Genomic DNA, 16,207 nt, shown 5'->3' with positions numbered 1-16,207 from the left:
ACGGAGCCGTATTCGTTTCACACCCATTTGTAACCTATCCCCCAAACGGTTTCAATCGGTGAAACCTCCCTCGCACTCAGCTTACTGCGGATATTTTTTACATGTTCTGTAATAGTTGAGCTATCGCTTTCTCTGTCATAGCCATAAACCGATTCATAAATTTGTTCTTTGGAAAAAACCTGACCTTTATTTCTAGCAAGAAATTCACATATCTGATATTCACTTTTAGTGAGATTTATTTTCTCTTTATCAATAGAAACCTCCTTTGCCGAGAGATTGAATTTCACTCCAGATGCGCTTAACATATGATTTTTCCCTCGATCCTCACGCCGCAAATGAGCGTTAACCCGAGCCTTCAACTCGCCTGCGCGAAAAGGCTTCACGATATAGTCATCTGCCCCTACACTAAGTCCAAACATAATATCTGTCTCCATTGATTTAGCTGTAAGAAACAGAATCGGACAGTCTACGATATCCCTGATTTGAGTACAGAGCTCAAAACCATCGATATCTGGCATCATCACGTCCAATAGGATTAAATCAAATGTCGAGTACTCGTTCAAAGGCATATGTCGTGCACTTGTTTTTACCGTAACCCTATGGTGATCTTTGCTAAGAATATTATTTACTAGCGCCAAAATATCAGGTTCATCATCTATTATTAAAATATTAGCCAGTGACCTCACTCCTATTTATTCATATGATTTCCTACCCTGAAAGTAATGAAACCATGTCAAGCCTAACATTGCCATTATCATTGTACTAATAAGTATAGCAGGTACGGAATGAAGAAGTTGCAGCTTCAATACTTCCGTTTCAATGAACCCGTTGGGTTGTGCATAAAACAAGGGAAGTTGAATCATCCGCATCGACCAGGCCCACGGTATGTATAACCACACTTTATCTCCTACAATGGTTCCACCTACGATGGCTGCAATTAGCGTACCTGCACTACCCACCGTTAGAGAAAGTCCCAAACCTCCAGCATAACTTAAGATGAGATGAAAGATCATTAAGATTAGAGCAGTGCCTACAACCCAACAAGCTCCTTGCCAGAATATTAGATATTGTATCTGCTCTATATGCAAAATTTGTTTCATGCCCAGTATTAGAATTGATGTTGAACCGAATACGATCCATATCATCGCCAAGATTATGAACCCGAGTTTTCTTATATAACACTTCGGACGTGAAAGAGCACTTAATAGATTATAGAATCCCCCTGCCCCCTCCTCTAAACCACTCATTAAAGCAGAGAATAATCCTATCCCAACAGGTAACCCAAAGGCTATTAATGAAAAATAACCATCATAGATGTGAAACTGATCCGCACGCTGTGAAAAATACCAAAGTACCATCATCGGATATAGAACAGGAACAAGGAATATCAACCAACGAATTGCAGTGTGCTTAGTCATCAACCATTCAGCTTGTAATAGCCGGAGTATCACCATCTCTATCGCACCTCTCTTCTACTAAACCAGCAGCTAGTTAAGGTGAGGGTTACCAAAAAGAATACAAGCGACACCACAATTCCAGGTAAAATAACCGAAGAGTCTCTTAGAGCATCCTGTGCTGAAAGAGCCACACCATTTGGACGTACACCAACAATGGGACACATTAACCTTAAAGCCCAACTCCACGGAACATAAATCCATGAAGGTTGATCCGCTGCTAGTACACTCACAATCATCCCAAACAGACCTGCAAGAATAGATACTACAGACCCAAATTGTTCAGCTAAGAATAGATAGATTGGAATCATCCCCAAAGAGGTCAACCAAACAACCATAGCGGCTGTTGTAATTTCAGATAAGGGTGCTGCACCCAAAGGAAACAAAAGACCAGATAGGTACATTACTGCAATAAGGAGCAGCGAAGACAACAGCAAATAATATGACACCACAATAATTTTACTGAGCCAAAGTTTAGCGATGCTAATTCCGTGACTGCTTAAGCTGCGGTATCCTCCAGCCTTACGATCCTTGTTATTCGATAGTGTAGACAACAAAGCAGATCCTATGGTCATGAATAACAGCGGCCACCAATTAAAGACCATTTCCATAAAATAGTGGTCTTCAGTTTGCAGGTTCTGTTGTGTGAAAAATGAAAATAGAAGAAAAAACAGTGGCACCACGACAATCAATTTTCGCGAAAATGTTCGTTTGAATTTAATATTTTCGGATAAAAGATAGTGGATCATCTGGTTACCTCCTGTCTGTTCCGACTCACGACTTCCATGAACAATTTCTCCAAATCATCACCAGGAAATATTGCATTCTGATACCCTAGAACACCATTACTAATGATTCCAATATGATCGGAAATTTGCTCCACCTCATGAAGAATATGACTCGATAAAATAACTGTAATCCCTTGTGCAGGAAATGAGCGTATAAGCTTACGTAATTCCTGAATTCCAATCGGGTCAAGCCCATTTGTCGGTTCATCCAGAATCAAGAGTCTAGGTTGATTTAACAAAGCGATCGCAATCCCGAGACGTTGCTTCATGCCCATAGAGAATTGTCCCGCTCTTTTTTTGCCTGTTGTTGTTAAATCAACAATTTCAAGAACTTCCCGAATCCGAGAATCCGGTAAGTTTAATATTGTCGTGTGTACCTTCAAATTTTGGACAGCAGTCAGATTCCCATAAAGTGGCGGGGACTCAATCAGCGCTCCAATGTGTAGTAAATCCTTACGTGTCCATGGATGACCGTCAAATAAAATTTGTCCTGACGTCGCTCGAAGTATTCCTGTTATCATTTTTAGAGTCGTCGATTTACCTGCGCCGTTTGGGCCTAACAGTCCATAAATCGAATTAGTTTTTACGGTTATGTTGATATCGTTAACCGCACGCTGCCCCCTGAAATTCTTGCATAAATTATTAGTTTGTAAAATATACTCTCCCATCCTTTATCATCCTCTCATTTGCTATACGTTGATCATATATAGCAAATCTAAGGACTTTATAAGGTTTTACTGAGCTCAAATTATACGGGATTATAACGAGCATAAAAAAGCTCGGTTCAAATTTAACGTTGAACCGAGCCTGGAATATTTATCATCTAATACATGAACTTCAAATATTGCAAAAAAATCATGCTCTGCGAATTGTAAATTCAAAATCCATATCTAAGGATGGATTGATTTGATATTCATCAAGAACTGGAGCTCCCCAGCTGTCATCCCCGCCTACGCCCATTTGACGTCCAGCAATGGTAACAACGGTATAGTGAACGTTCGGCAGCTCATAATGATGTGTCGCATTCTCCAGCTCCATTGCCGAGTAAGGCGAGATATTGGCTTCAACAGGGGCTGTAGCTGGTGCAGATATTATAATGCCTTGGCCATAATCATTCATTATGGATACTTCGCGCACACCTGTGCGGTTGCCCGATTCCTGCGGCACCAAATAGGACGACACATTATCCATCGCATGATTCTGGAAGCGACACAATCTCGCCCCATACGCACGGTCGATATAATTTTCTTCCGGCCCATTTGCATACCAATTCAGCTGATGATAATCCGCTGGCACCTTAAAGCTTAAAGCGAAGAGCGGAAGCTTTGGTAAACCCGCTGCTCCATGGTAGCTTGATTTCACCTGTATGCTTCCATCGGAGAACACTGTGTAAGTTACACTTACCCGTACTCCCTCTGATACACTAAGCTTATACACGTAAGTCACCGTCGCACGGTCCTTCTCCTCCACGAGCTCGAAGCTTAACGTTCTACGGGTCAAGCTTGCTGCATACCAAGGGGAAGAGTCGAAATGCATTCCCGCCCCCTTGTCATTGTCTGTCATTGCTCTCCAGAAGAGCGGTGCCGGCGGTGAAGAGATCATTTCCTGCCCTGAATATTTAACAGAAATTAATGTACCCGCCTGCTTTGAGAACATTACGGAGAAGTCACGACCATGTACGCCAATATTCACATCTCCTTCAACCACGCGAAAATCATTCACGACAGATGTTATCTTAGCATCTGTTAAAGACTCCTCGGCTGACGTATTTGCCACTTGAAAAACATGCTGGCCAAAAGCGATTTCATAACCGCTATTCGCCCATAAAGAATCTTCCTTCAGAACAAGAGAAACATCCAAGCTATACTCGCCAGGCTGATTCTTAATATCGGGTAGATCAACTTCTACATATTTTTCCTCGCCCGGATTAACCTGAGCGAAGACAGTTCCACGCTGGATGACCCTACCCTCATAGTTCAGAGCGTATTGTAATTCATAAGCATCCAAGCCCACAAATAAGTTTTCATTTCTGATTGTAAAACCCTGACTGTCCGGGAGCAGCTTGAAGTTCTGATACAGAAATTTCACTTCCTGCATTTTTGGCGACCATCTCCGATCCGCATACACAATTCCGTTACCAGAGAAGTTGTAATCGGTTGAACGGTCATCGAAGTCTCCTCCATAAGCCATGAAGGGCTTACCGTATCGATCATTTTTCACAATCACCTGATCCATATAATCCCAGATAAATCCACCCTGATACATTGGATACTTCTGCTCTAGCTCTGTGTATTTATGCAACCCCCCGACGGAATTGCCCATCGCATGCATGTATTCACAGCTAATATATGGTTTTAGCGGATCTTCTGTTAAATACCTTTCGATATCTGCTGCTTTCGCATACATCCGGCTCTCCATATCGCTCGAATCATCATATTCACGGTTATGGAACACCCCTTCGTAATGAACCAACCGAGTAGGGTCCTTCTCTCGAAAATAATTGGCTACGTTCAGAATTACTTCTCCTGCAAAAGATTCGTTCCCACAGGACCAAATTAGAATGGAGGGATGATTTTTGTCTCTCTCCACCATGGAAATCGCACGATCCATCACGATATCCTGCCATTCAGGCTTATTGCCGGGGATGTTCCAAGACGGCTCAACTGCCCCCATTTTCTGCCATGATCCATGCGACTCTAAATTCATCTCGTCAATGACATAGACTCCGTATTCATCACACAACTCATACCACAGTGTCATATTCGGATAGTGCGAGGTCCGAACCGCGTTGATGTTCGCCTGCTTCAAGGTTTTTATGTCCCACAGCATATCTTCTTTTGTAATACTGCGTCCAAAGCGCGGATTAAACTCATGCCGGTTAACGCCTTTAAATACAATACGTTTGCCGTTTAAGTGCATAATCTTATCTATCATTTCGAATTTCCGAAAACCAATTTTTTGCGGCACAACTTCTACAAGATCCCCGGATGCGTTGTAAACTGATACGTAAAGGGTATACAGATTAGGAGCTTCTGCGCTCCACAGCTGCACCTTTGTTGCCGCAAGCGTAAGCGAAAGGGAATCTCCTGAAACTTCACTTTCAGTACTAGCCACAAGATTACCTGCTCTATCCTTAAGCTCAAGGAGCACTTTTGAGGCAGACTTACCTATCAATTGCATGACAGCCGTCAGCGTTCCTTGCTCAAACTTTTCATCCAAATCGGTTTGAACGTGGAGATCCCGCACATGAACATCCGGCACGGTGTATAGATACACCTCACGAAAAATTCCCGAAAAACGCCAGAAGTCCTGATCCTCCAACCAACTCCCCGTGCTGCGCTGATAGACTTCAACCGCCAGCTTATTTTCGCCTTCCGTCAAGTACGATGTTAAATCAAATTCACTCGGTGTAAAGCTATCTTCGCTATAGCCAACAAACTCCCCGTTTAGCCATATATAAAAAGCCGATTCAACTCCTTGAAAAGATATATACACCGGACGTTGCTCCCAGCCCGCAGGAACTTCAAAATATTTGACATAGCTGCCTACAGGATTGTGGTCCTCAGAGATCATCGGAGGTCTAAGATGCTCATGACCGTCCCATGGATACATCGTATTCACGTACTGAGGCTGCCCATAACCCTGAAGTTGGATATGACCGGGAACTTTAATATCCTTCCAGCCTCTGCAAGACACGTCCTCCTTATAAAAATGAACCTGTCGTTCCATGGCATTTTGGGCATAACTAAATTTCCAGCTGCCGTTCAGGCTATGGCGCCAGGGCATTTCTCCAAGCGCTTCGGCTTCATTTTTCGTTTGGTAATATCGATGGTCAGAATGCGCGTGCACTCTGCCTATTGCATAAATGGACGGGTCTGATAACCATTCCAGACTTGGAGTGAGGTTTCGTTCAACCTGCTGCTTCATCTATACTTCCTCCTCTATTCTTCACATGAACGCTAACTTATTTAACCGAACCCGTCATCCCAGCTACAAATTGCTTTTGCATCATGAAAAACACTAATGCTGTCGGTAAGGTCGTAATGACAATCGCTGACATGATCAGACCATAGTCAGGGGCATAACCTGAGCCTAGATTCGAGATAAGAAGGGGCACAGTCATATTTTCTGGTGATTGCAATACGATCAAAGGCCACAGATAATTGTTCCAGCTGTTTAAAAATGTGATAATCGCAGCGGCGGCGTAAGTTGATTTCATCGTTGGCATATAAATGCGGAAGAACAAACCAAATTCCGAGAGCCCATCGATGCGCCCAGCCTCCATCATATCCTTAGGAAACATTTTTGTACTTTGACGAAAGAAGAAAATTAGGAATGCTGTTGTAAATGTCGGAAGAATGACTGCCGATGCTGTATCGATACCGAGAAACGGCACTACACTAGATACTTTGGCGAACATTTGAAATAGAGGTACCATAATCGCCGCAAATGGAATCATCATTGAAGCCAGCAAAATATTGAATACGATATCTTTACTCCGGCTGCGGTACATTTCAAAACCATATCCAGCCGCCGATGCTACTAGCAGTGAAAGCACAGTAGTCACCACAGAGATTTTTGCAGAGTTCCAGAGAGCCTGCCACATATCCACTGAACTAAATAGATTGTTTATATTTCCCACTAAATGTGCACCCGGCAACAATGTCCCTTTGGTTACATCAACCGACTGGTTCGTGGCGCTTATAACCATCCAGATAAATGGAAAGATAGAGATCAGCGCAGCGATGATTAGAAATACGTAAGTAAACATGCGTTTGGTTTTCATTATCTCTTATCCCCTCCTAGTTTGTTCTGAATAAGCGTCAGAATGAGCACCATTACAACAATCGAATAGGAGACGGTTGCAGCGTATCCAAAGTTAGGTGTGTATTCAAAGGAAAGGTTATAAATATATTGGGAAATCGACATGGTTGCATTGCCGGGTCCACCTTTCGTGATGTTAACCACCTCGTCAAACAACTGAAGTGTTCCAATGGTCGATGTTATCGTCGTGAACAAGATAATCGGCTTCAATAGGGGAATTGTAATTTTGAAAAATTGTGTAAATGCACTCGCTCCATCTATATGAGCAGCCTCATATATTGATTTGTCGACATTTTGCAGTGAGGACAAATAGAAAATCATATTATAGCCAGTAAAGCGCCAAGTGATAGCGATAATGATAGTAACTTTGGCCCAGAAGGGATCGGTAATCCATTGAATCGGTTCGCTGATTAGATGCAGATTCACCAGAAATTTATTGACGATACCTTCGGCTCCAAACATGTACTTGAAAACAACGGAGTACGCTACAAGTGAAGTTACCGTTGGCAGAAATATCGCCGTTCTGAAAAATCCTTTAAATTTCAGTCTTTCGTCATTTAGCAGCACAGCGATAAAGAGCGCCAGCACCAGCATAACTGGGACCTGAATAATCAAGTAAATAAAAGTGTTTTTGACGGCTGTAAGGAAAGTGGTGTCGCTAAACAGACGAATATAGTTATCAAGGCCGGTAAACTGAAGATTGTTGCCTCTGCCTGTCTTGAAGGATAGAATTAAGGCTTGAATCATTGGATAAAAATAGAAAATACTGATCATAATGACCGGCACAAGAACGAATAACCAGCCTGTCAGATGGATTTGCCGTTGACCTTTAGTGCTCTCATGTCTTTGAGGGCTTAGCCCTGGCTTTACAGTTTCCACTCCACTCCACACCCTTCTGTCTGATAAATTAGAGATGAAAGCCCCTGCTACCCATCCTTCTGTAGAAATCCAATTTACAGGAGAAGAAGAAGCAAGGGCCTAGATTGTACAGCCTAAGTGTGATTAGCGAACTTGGGTATCTGCTTGCTTCTGGGCATCCTTCAGAACAGTATCTACATCTTTTCCACCAAGATAAGATTGCACTGCTACAACCATAATGTCCTCTATTGCGTAAGTGTTCATGCCATAGTTGACGTTAGGAATTTGTTCGGTCCAAGCCGCAAAATCGGATACGACCTTTTGACCTTTGAAAAATTCATCCGCAGCTGAATAAGCTTCTCCGCTTGCCGCAGCTTTTAAAGTGCCGATAACACCAACTTTTGTATTTAACGTCTGATACAATTCCGCATCAGAAGCAAATGTTTTTGCAAGGAACTCCGCAGCAGCTTCTTTACCATCTACATTCATTACATACCAGGAGCTGCCCCCAAGGTTGGATGCATGGACGGAGCCTGCTGTGGCTGCCAGCTTAGGAAGTGGAGCTACTGCCCACTTACCGGATTGGGAAGCTTCGGCTTTAATTGAAGGTGTAATCCAGTTACCCGTTGGCACAGTAGCCACTTCACCACTATTGAATGCGCCTACAAATTGACTCCAGTCTGAGTTAACTTTCACGATGCCGGAATCCATCATTTCTTTGTACAATACAAGCGCCTCTTTCAAAGCAGCGTTGTCTGCAATGGTCGGAGTTTGACCGTCTTCACCCGTATACCATGCACCCGCCGATTGAATCATGACCCGGATAAGTCCAAGATCATTGGGATCCAGTGTGATCATGCTTTTGCCGGTTTTTTCTTTTACAGCCTTACCGATCTCGATATATTGCTTCCAGTCGATATCCTGTAGTGCATCCAGGCTATAGCCTGCTTGCTCAAGATAGTCTGTACGTACATACATTCCAGTTACACCAGAATCAAACGGAACACCATATTGCTTGCCGTCAACACTGGTCGGGCCAATTTTGTAATCCGCAAAATCAGCAGCTTTTACAACATCCGTCAATTCATAAAAGGAATCCGGATACGCTTGCAAAAAGCTTTGCGCACGGTAATCCTCAATCAATACAATGTTAGGAAGACCCTTCGTAGATCCAGAGTTCAGTCCTGTGTTCAGCTTTTGCACGATATCAGCCTGCGCGTTCTCAACGACGTTTACCGTTACGTCTGGATTGACTTTCGCATAAGCTTCTTTAGCAACATTCATGGCTGCAATGTTAAACGCTGGGTCCCAAGCCCAAACTGTGATCTCTTGTGGCTTGCTGCTACCTTCGCTTCCGGAGTTGCTCGTTTCGTTTTTCGTTCCACCTGAGGAACATGCCGAAAGTAGAACCACACTAGCCAGCATTACGGATAATAATTTTTTCACTTCGTAACCCCCTTGATAATCTGTAAAATAATAAAGATGGAAGCGTTTTCTCTGCTACGCTTCCATCTTATCATTTTGTATTCGCTTTCTTTGGCAGTATCTTTGTTAGCTTTGGTGTTATTATTGGATTCTATTTTTACTCTAAGATCGACTCTGGTACTATTTTTAGGTTCTTGTAAAAATTTTAGCTTTTTAACAATGGAAGCGTAATTATGATCTTCGTACCTTCATTTCGTTTGCTTGTAATGTTAATACCATAGCGCTCTCCGTACAACAATTTGATTCTGTCATCAACATTCCGTATACCGATCCCGGAGAATAATTGTCGTTTGTGCTTCGAGGCTGGCAGCTGTTCTTCTTTCATCAAATTCGGATCAAGGTCCATCCCATCACCATTATCTACAACTTCGCATACAAGCTGATCTTCCTGAACGGCGATCATGATCAGAATTCTTCCCTCATCTTTAAGATTGAATGCATGAAAGAACGCGTTTTCGATAAAAGGCTGCAGAATTAGCTTTGGCATATGATAATCCAAGCTTTCAGGCTCCACAAAATAATTGACGCGAATCTTTTCACCGTACCTTACATGATTGATATACACATAATGCTTCAGCGATTCTAATTCCTGACTAACAGGTATAGTGGATTGAATATCACTGACAGTGTTTTGCAGGAGTGAGATTAGCGAATTTATTGTTCCAGCTGCTTTTTCCTTGTTGCCCTGTTGCACCAGAAATTTGATAGAAGCCAGCGTATTATATAAAAAATGTGGATTGATCTGCATTTGAAGGGCGGCCAGCTCCGCATTACGCTGCTGCTTCTGGGTCTCCATCAACCGATCAACATAATCATGTAGGGAATCAAGCATAAAATTGAAGGCATTTCCTAGCTCCTTAACTTCATAACTACTAGTGGCGACATCCACATGATTATCAAATCCCCCCTTAGGAATACTCGACATCTGTTCAACGAGTACACGCAGGGACTTCGTCATTTTCCTGGTAATTAAAAATACAATAATAAGCGAAATGGCTACGATAGCCATGATCGTCAACGACACTGCTTTAGCATTTACCATCTGACCCGTTACAGCTTTCTTATCGATCAGATTCACCAAATAAACATCAAATTCAGGCAAGTATTCCGAGAATACTACCCGTTCATTCCCCATCACATAGACAGATTCTCCATTGTCTCCTGTGCTCTGTTCATCAACTACTTCATGAAGCAGCTGTTGATCGGTCAGCCCAATCAGCTCTGTCCTGTTGCTGGATACAATTTGCCCTTTTGCATTCAGCAAAACAACATCATTACCTTCACTCGTAAAATTGGCATAGAAGGCCTTAAAATCGCTATCACGAATTGCAATGTACATAGTGCCATAGATACGGCCGGTCGAATGATCAAATAGAGCTTTAGAAGCCACTAACAGGATCTCTTTCTTTTTGGTTTGACCATCCTCTTTTTGATAAAGCTGGTACAGAATTTGCTGTGGATGGGCCACTGTCGCTTTCGTAATCGGGTGGTTCTTCAGTTCATCAGCAGTAGCAGACCAATACCAAGGATCGGTTGAATAACTTCTGCCATTCGCACCTACAATCATAATACCCACATCAAAGGCACTCAGGTTGGAGCGGACTGCACGCATGCTTTCTGTCATCTGGTAGGTTTTGATAGCAAGCGTCAATGAATCCGTCTCTCCCCCGGACAAATAGCTGCGGATGGCACCATTCTGAGCTGTCATTGTAGCACCCGTAGCTACAACGTTGTTGTAGGACTCCAAGTTTGTCTTCATCTGGTTCAGTAGTTTGCCATTCGTTATGCTGAAGGTCTTTAAGAATAAATTTTCTGACATACGGATGGTAATAGACAAAGTCAGAAGGGATACGGCAACAATGCTTATGAGGGTCACAAGAAAAAGCTTGAGAAATAAGCCCTGTTTTCTAATCTTGTTGATGATTGTTCCAATCATGGTCGCTCTACGTCCCGTCTTCGGTACTGGCTCGGAGAAATGCCAGCCTGCTTCTTAAACACTTTAGTGAAATAACTCTGATCCGAATAGCCCACACTAGCGCTAATATCAGAAATTGTTTTTTCCGTTGTCACGAGTAACTCCATGGCTTTCTCCAAACGGACTTTGTTCAGATATTCATTAAATCCTTCACCATTCTGAGCTGTGAAATGGCTCGATAAATAAGAAGCGTTGAAATGAAACTGCCGCGCAACCCCAGTCAACGTGATGGGATCAGCGTAATGATCCTGAATGTATTCAAGCAAGCGGGTCATATTTGGATTGATCGTTAGGTTCGTCTCACCAATCGCACGTTCAGCTTCGCGAATAAAAGCTTCAGCAACAGCGATTGCATCTCCGGCATACATCGCTTCATCTATTTTTCGAAAGAAGTCGTATTTGGATTCCTCCAAGCCTCCGGTCTCATACTTCATTTTTCCAAGTGTGGTCGCTACGTTAAATATAAAATTCCCCAATAACGATTTGAATTCGAAAATATCGGTCCGATAATCCATCGAACGGAGATGAACATATTCCAGAAATCCAGTGAATGCCTTCTGGTATTGCTTACGTTTCAGTTGTTCCATTAATTCGCCCATATCATATTCCTGATATGCACTCGGAAGGCTGGGCAAATGATCATTTTCAATTAAGCTTCGATCCGGCAAGTAGAAACTGTATCGTGTAAGCTTTAAATAATTGTCTCGATAAATCTCCCCCAGCTTATTAAAATCCGTAAAGCTTTGACTGATAACGAAATGTGTTTCTCTCGCCCAATGGTCCATCTCCGAGACTAGATATCGGAGCTCTATAACAAGCTCGTCCCACTGTTCCGGCTTTGCATTAAGCAAATATATAACCGAATCATTGACAAACTTCAGCCGAATAAACACTGTATCGCCCAAAGGGAGCTTACTAAGCCCTTTTTCTATTTTTTGTGTGAAAGTTAACCTATCCCCAGAATCTTTAATATGTTTCATATCCGCTCCGAAAAACGCGAATAGTGTGTGTGGAAACTTTGCATGAAGCAAAGCAGACTCAAGCCCAGACTCATATCCGGTCATAAGCTTCTCGATAACTAGCAAAACTTGCTTTTCCCCAGGATCCTTTCCTTGATCGGTCATCTCCATCCCTACCAATTTAGCAGTGGTTTTATTTAGGATGGTTAACAGATAATCAGCTTCCAACTTTGGCTTCAGAATGTAGTCCGCTACACCACTTTGAAATGTGGATCGGACATAATCATATTCACTGAAACTACTTAAGACGATTACTTCAATATGAGGGTATTTCTCCTTAACGATCTTGACCAGTTTCTCCCCGCCCATTATTGGCATAACAATATCTGTAATGATCACATGAGGATTAACCTCATCCATCATATTTAGTGCTTCAAGACCGTTAGCAGCCTCACCAACAATTCGATACCCTTCATTTTCCCAATCCAAAAGATGTTTGATTCCTTGTCTTACAAGCATCTCATCATCAACAATCATAATTTTGAATATTGGTTTCATTTCTTCCCCCTTGCAGCCCTGAGAATGATTATGCCTTTTTCCTTGAATTGAAAATCTCTTTGTAACCGTTTTCTTTTTATTCGTTAGTATACAATACATCCAACAAGGAGCAAGCTCCTGTACAAGTAAAGCCGTAAGCTTACTTAAAAATTGTTCATTCCAAATAATATGCCCCACCGACAAATATGGTCAACCTCTCATTTTCATTCTATGAAATATTCTTAAGTTAAGGACAAGAACTTCTACATGATAAAACAAAAAAAGCCGCGATAATTGCAGCTTCATTGTTAATGAAACAATAAGCCAAATAAATTATTTATTGGCTTATAGATAAAGATAATAAGAAACAGCGGACTGGGGATGTTCAATTTTAACAACGAGCAGAAGGTCGCGCCAAGACCCAAAATCCAAAAAATAAAATATACGCTAAGATCACGCACTCGGCGCTTTCGCATTAATTTAGGCAAATCAAGTGCCATACAACCTACAGCAATCACCAAGAATAACAGTACTAGCATTTGACTTCACTCCTTGATTTTTTCAAGAAAAGAATTATCTGTGAGACCCACGCGGTTAATAACTGCTGAGGCTTTGTAATGGATGCGCAATGATTTAAGGTAATCGTCACCCTTTTGTTGCTGCAGCTTTGCCCAAGCTTTAGGGCTGGCATGGTAGATCGATTGTCCGAATCCCATAATATCAACATTGAAACGATCATTTACATGCTCCACAGTTTTTTGCATCCGCTCTATAATCCGCTCCTCTGTTTCCTTTTCCAAACGTTTTATAGTGCTTTCCGATTCCAAATTTTCTACACTTTGCACTTCTTCAATATTGCAAAGCGTCTTAACACTAAGGTAAATATGCGGCTCCCCATTAATGATTTTCACTTTACGTTTAGTTGTAGCCTGGATCGCTTCGATTACAATGGGCTTTCCGTCTTCCCCTGCGATCGAGCCAGAATGTGCGGTTACCTTATCGTTGATATAATTGTAACCAATCGTTTCTCCCTCGTTTAGCCAACCGATCAACTTGTCTTTTTTGAACACAGCTACAGTATGGTATTCCAATCTTGCCTTAGGCATTGTTCGCTCTACATTGCTTTTGTCCTCTCCATCTTTGGGATCTCCTATAATTTTCACTCCGGTTAGCACAGGATTCTCACCTTCAGACAATAAATTCTCAATAAAATCATCCAGCGTGACAGCGACTGTTTTTGCTGAATCTTTATAAGAATTATCCAAAGAGCTAAATAATTTGTTCGCTGGTAATTTATCCATAGGTGTAAGGACATTCAAGACATTGCTGGCGGTTGTATCTCTGGCAACCATAACGTAGAAATCCATCCGGGGTTCCCGACTTCTTTTAAATACATCGAGTATCTCACCCACTCCGGTGCGGGCAAGCTCCTCCCCAATCACCAACACCCGGATATGACCGAGATAACTTGACCTAGAGCTATCCAGATTCAGCTTACGCAGCGCATCATAAAACGTAGGTACAGTAAATTTATATACAACCACTGGGACTCCACTGCCTCCCCCTCCTCCATTCGTTTGGGAGGAAATCGCAGATGGAATAACGACCTGCATCGAAACGGTATAACCTTTTTCTGCCTTGTCAATCCCTATCCCCAAGACAAAAGCTATCTCATTCAGCTCATTTCTTTCCCAACAGCCGCTTAGCACTAACGTAAATTGGAGAGCTATCATTAATCGAAGAACGCCTCTAACTAATTTTTTATTCATTTGGTTGGTTCCTTATCACTGGATGTGCTTTGACGAAACAGGTTCTGCGTCTTATTCTCAGCAGGCCTTGTCTTTAAAAACGGCCACGGAAAGCGAAAAATAGAGTCTTTTAAATCTTTGGAATTATACGGTCCGAGCGGACTCATATAAGGCATTCCGAAAGAACGCAGACTCGACAAATGCAATACGATGATGAAAATACCGAAGAGAATTCCATATAATCCGATAAATCCGGCCAAAGCTATAAGCACAAAACGGATCATCCGCGCAGCTATAGACATTCCTGTCTCCGGAATAACAAAACTAGAAATGGCTGTTAGCGATACAATAATGACCATTGCGGATGAAATAAAACCCGCTGCTACCGCGGCTTGTCCAATCACCAACGTTCCGACAATGGAAATCGCCTGACCAATATTTTTGGGTATCCGCACCCCGGCTTCCCGCAAAATCTCATAAGTCATTTCCATGATCAGCGCCTCAACAAAAGCAGGAAAAGGAACACTCTCCCGCTGGGCAGCTAAACTGATTACAAGATTGGTCGGTATCATCTCCTGGTGATAGGTAGTAATCGCAACATACAATGAAGGGGCAAGCAAAGTAATAAAAAATGAAATAAAACGAACTAATCTCAGCAATGTTCCAATATCAGCCCTTTGGTAATAATCCTCAGCTGACTGGAAAAATGCCACAAAAAATGTGGGCACCAGCAGTACAAAAGGAGTTCCATCAACAAGAATGGCCACTTTTCCTTCCAAAATACCCGCTGCAATCGTATCCGGACGATCACTGTTGTATACGGTAGGAAAAGGTGTAACTGCCGTCTCTTGAATAAACTCCTCAATATATCCACTCTCGAGAATACTGTCCGTATCTATTTTATTCAGACGGCGCTTTACCTCTTGCACCAGTTCCTTATTCGCGATGTTACTTAGATACATAATGGATACGCTGGTTTGAGTCACCCTTCCGATCTGAACGGTTTCCAGCCATAAATGGCTATCTTTGATTTTTCGCCGAACCAGTGCCGTATTCGTCCGTAAATTCTCAGTGAATCCTTCCATTGGACCCCGAACAACCGACTGTGAGCTAGGCTCCCCTACATTACGATCTTCCCAGCCTGGTAAGCCGATCCGCAGAGCGCTGGATAACCCGTCAAGCAGCAGCATTATATTACCGGACAATAAATGATGAATAAATTGGCTGTAATCGTCAATGACGGCTATATCGCCGGCTATTAATATCTGTTTCTTAATGATCTCAAACTTCTGCTCGGGAGAAAGCCCCCTCAGCTGTTCGTAAGGAATGTGTTCCTGCAAGGAATACAAAATTGAATTATGCAGCACCTGAGTATCCACAAGACCATCTATGTAAATCAAAGAAATATGAGTGTTCTCTTCTATCTGCAACTCTTTTATCACTACATCAGAGCTTTCACCCATCAATTGGTACAAATTAGCAATATTAACTTCCAACCGGCTTGATAATGTACCAATCTCCGTATCTTTCATGATGCAGCCTCCACTTCTCCATAGATAGATGAGTATAGTTTGATGTT

13 protein-coding genes are annotated in these 16,207 nt (G+C 42.3%); all 13 read right to left on the bottom strand.

The genetic code is table 11. From position 1 onward, the window contains the following. Positions 1-17: 17 nt before the first annotated feature. The 13 genes from PODO_RS06555 to PODO_RS06495 all read right to left on the bottom strand — a co-directional run bounded on the left by PODO_RS06555 (position 18) and on the right by PODO_RS06495 (position 16,160). On the bottom strand, positions 18-677 hold the full coding sequence (locus PODO_RS06555) for a response regulator transcription factor (RefSeq protein WP_038574204.1): 660 nt from the start codon (positions 675-677) through the stop codon (positions 18-20). A 15-nt stretch (positions 678-692) separates the two neighbouring features. Then, positions 693-1,454, bottom strand: coding sequence for a lantibiotic immunity ABC transporter MutG family permease subunit (locus tag PODO_RS06550; protein ID WP_038569276.1), 762 nt, complete (start codon positions 1,452-1,454; stop codon positions 693-695). Between the two features lie 2 nt (positions 1,455-1,456). Next, positions 1,457-2,203 carry a lantibiotic immunity ABC transporter MutE/EpiE family permease subunit gene (locus PODO_RS06545; protein WP_038569275.1) on the bottom strand — a complete coding sequence of 249 codons (747 nt, stop codon included), beginning with the start codon at positions 2,201-2,203 and terminating at the stop codon, positions 1,457-1,459. Beyond that, the gene (locus tag PODO_RS06540) at positions 2,200-2,910 is read right to left on the bottom strand and encodes a lantibiotic protection ABC transporter ATP-binding protein (RefSeq protein WP_036675879.1); all 711 of its coding nucleotides are present in this window, start codon (positions 2,908-2,910) and stop codon (positions 2,200-2,202) included. The genes PODO_RS06545 and PODO_RS06540 overlap by 4 nt, the downstream gene beginning before the upstream one ends. 187 nt (positions 2,911-3,097) lie before the next feature. Beyond that, complete coding sequence (gene lacZ, locus PODO_RS06535) at positions 3,098-6,169, bottom strand: beta-galactosidase, LacZ type (RefSeq protein WP_038569274.1); 3,072 nt, start codon at positions 6,167-6,169, stop codon at positions 3,098-3,100. 37 nt (positions 6,170-6,206) lie between these two features. Further along, positions 6,207-7,028, bottom strand: a complete 822-nt coding sequence (locus PODO_RS06530) for a carbohydrate ABC transporter permease (protein ID WP_038569273.1) — start codon at positions 7,026-7,028, stop codon at positions 6,207-6,209. Then, positions 7,028-7,840 (bottom strand): carbohydrate ABC transporter permease, encoded by an 813-nt coding sequence (locus PODO_RS06525; RefSeq protein ID WP_235219373.1) that lies wholly within the window; start codon positions 7,838-7,840, stop codon positions 7,028-7,030. Before PODO_RS06525 ends, PODO_RS06530 begins: the two co-directional genes overlap by 1 nt. A 228-nt stretch (positions 7,841-8,068) precedes the next feature. Then, positions 8,069-9,370, bottom strand: coding sequence for an ABC transporter substrate-binding protein (locus tag PODO_RS06520; RefSeq protein ID WP_036675885.1), 1,302 nt, complete (start codon positions 9,368-9,370; stop codon positions 8,069-8,071). A gap of 184 nt (positions 9,371-9,554) precedes the next feature. Further along, positions 9,555-11,345, bottom strand: a complete 1,791-nt coding sequence (locus PODO_RS06515; protein ID WP_036675887.1) for a sensor histidine kinase — start codon at positions 11,343-11,345, stop codon at positions 9,555-9,557. Then, complete coding sequence (locus tag PODO_RS06510) at positions 11,342-12,901, bottom strand: response regulator transcription factor (RefSeq protein ID WP_036675962.1); 1,560 nt, start codon at positions 12,899-12,901, stop codon at positions 11,342-11,344. The genes PODO_RS06515 and PODO_RS06510 overlap by 4 nt, the downstream gene beginning before the upstream one ends. Positions 12,902-13,188: 287 nt before the next feature. Next, on the bottom strand, positions 13,189-13,419 hold the full coding sequence (locus tag PODO_RS06505) for a hypothetical protein (RefSeq protein WP_036675888.1): 231 nt from the start codon (positions 13,417-13,419) through the stop codon (positions 13,189-13,191). 6 nt (positions 13,420-13,425) lie between these two features. Then, entirely contained in the window at positions 13,426-14,649 is a 1,224-nt protein-coding gene (locus PODO_RS06500) for a Ger(x)C family spore germination protein (protein WP_038569271.1), read from the bottom strand. Then, entirely contained in the window at positions 14,646-16,160 is a 1,515-nt protein-coding gene (locus tag PODO_RS06495; RefSeq protein ID WP_038569269.1) for a spore germination protein, read from the bottom strand. Before PODO_RS06495 ends, PODO_RS06500 begins: the two co-directional genes overlap by 4 nt. Positions 16,161-16,207: the final 47 nt, after the last annotated feature.

It is taken from the genome of Paenibacillus odorifer, assembly GCF_000758725.1.
Classification (GTDB): Bacteria; Bacillota; Bacilli; order Paenibacillales; family Paenibacillaceae; genus Paenibacillus_AQ; species Paenibacillus_AQ odorifer.
The sequence above is the reverse complement of the archived record's forward strand: the minus strand, read 5'-3'. Positions and strand labels throughout refer to the sequence as shown.

Bases quoted from the DNA above. Each gene is read 5' to 3' on its own strand.
- PODO_RS06540 (WP_036675879.1), bottom strand. From the start codon at position 2,910: ATGGGAGAGTATATTTTACAAACTAATAATTTATGCAAGAATTTCAGG.
- PODO_RS06550 (WP_038569276.1), bottom strand. From the start codon at position 1,454: ATGGTGATACTCCGGCTATTACAAGCTGAATGGTTGATGACTAAGCAC.
- PODO_RS06545 (WP_038569275.1), bottom strand. From the start codon at position 2,203: ATGATCCACTATCTTTTATCCGAAAATATTAAATTCAAACGAACATTT.
- PODO_RS06510 (WP_036675962.1), bottom strand. From the start codon at position 12,901: ATGAAACCAATATTCAAAATTATGATTGTTGATGATGAGATGCTTGTA.
- PODO_RS06530 (WP_038569273.1), bottom strand. From the start codon at position 7,028: ATGAAAACCAAACGCATGTTTACTTACGTATTTCTAATCATCGCTGCG.
- lacZ (WP_038569274.1), bottom strand. From the start codon at position 6,169: ATGAAGCAGCAGGTTGAACGAAACCTCACTCCAAGTCTGGAATGGTTA.
- PODO_RS06495 (WP_038569269.1), bottom strand. From the start codon at position 16,160: ATGAAAGATACGGAGATTGGTACATTATCAAGCCGGTTGGAAGTTAAT.
- PODO_RS06505 (WP_036675888.1), bottom strand. From the start codon at position 13,419: ATGCTAGTACTGTTATTCTTGGTGATTGCTGTAGGTTGTATGGCACTT.
- PODO_RS06500 (WP_038569271.1), bottom strand. From the start codon at position 14,649: ATGAATAAAAAATTAGTTAGAGGCGTTCTTCGATTAATGATAGCTCTC.
- PODO_RS06525 (WP_235219373.1), bottom strand. From the start codon at position 7,840: ATGATCAGTATTTTCTATTTTTATCCAATGATTCAAGCCTTAATTCTA.
- PODO_RS06515 (WP_036675887.1), bottom strand. From the start codon at position 11,345: ATGATTGGAACAATCATCAACAAGATTAGAAAACAGGGCTTATTTCTC.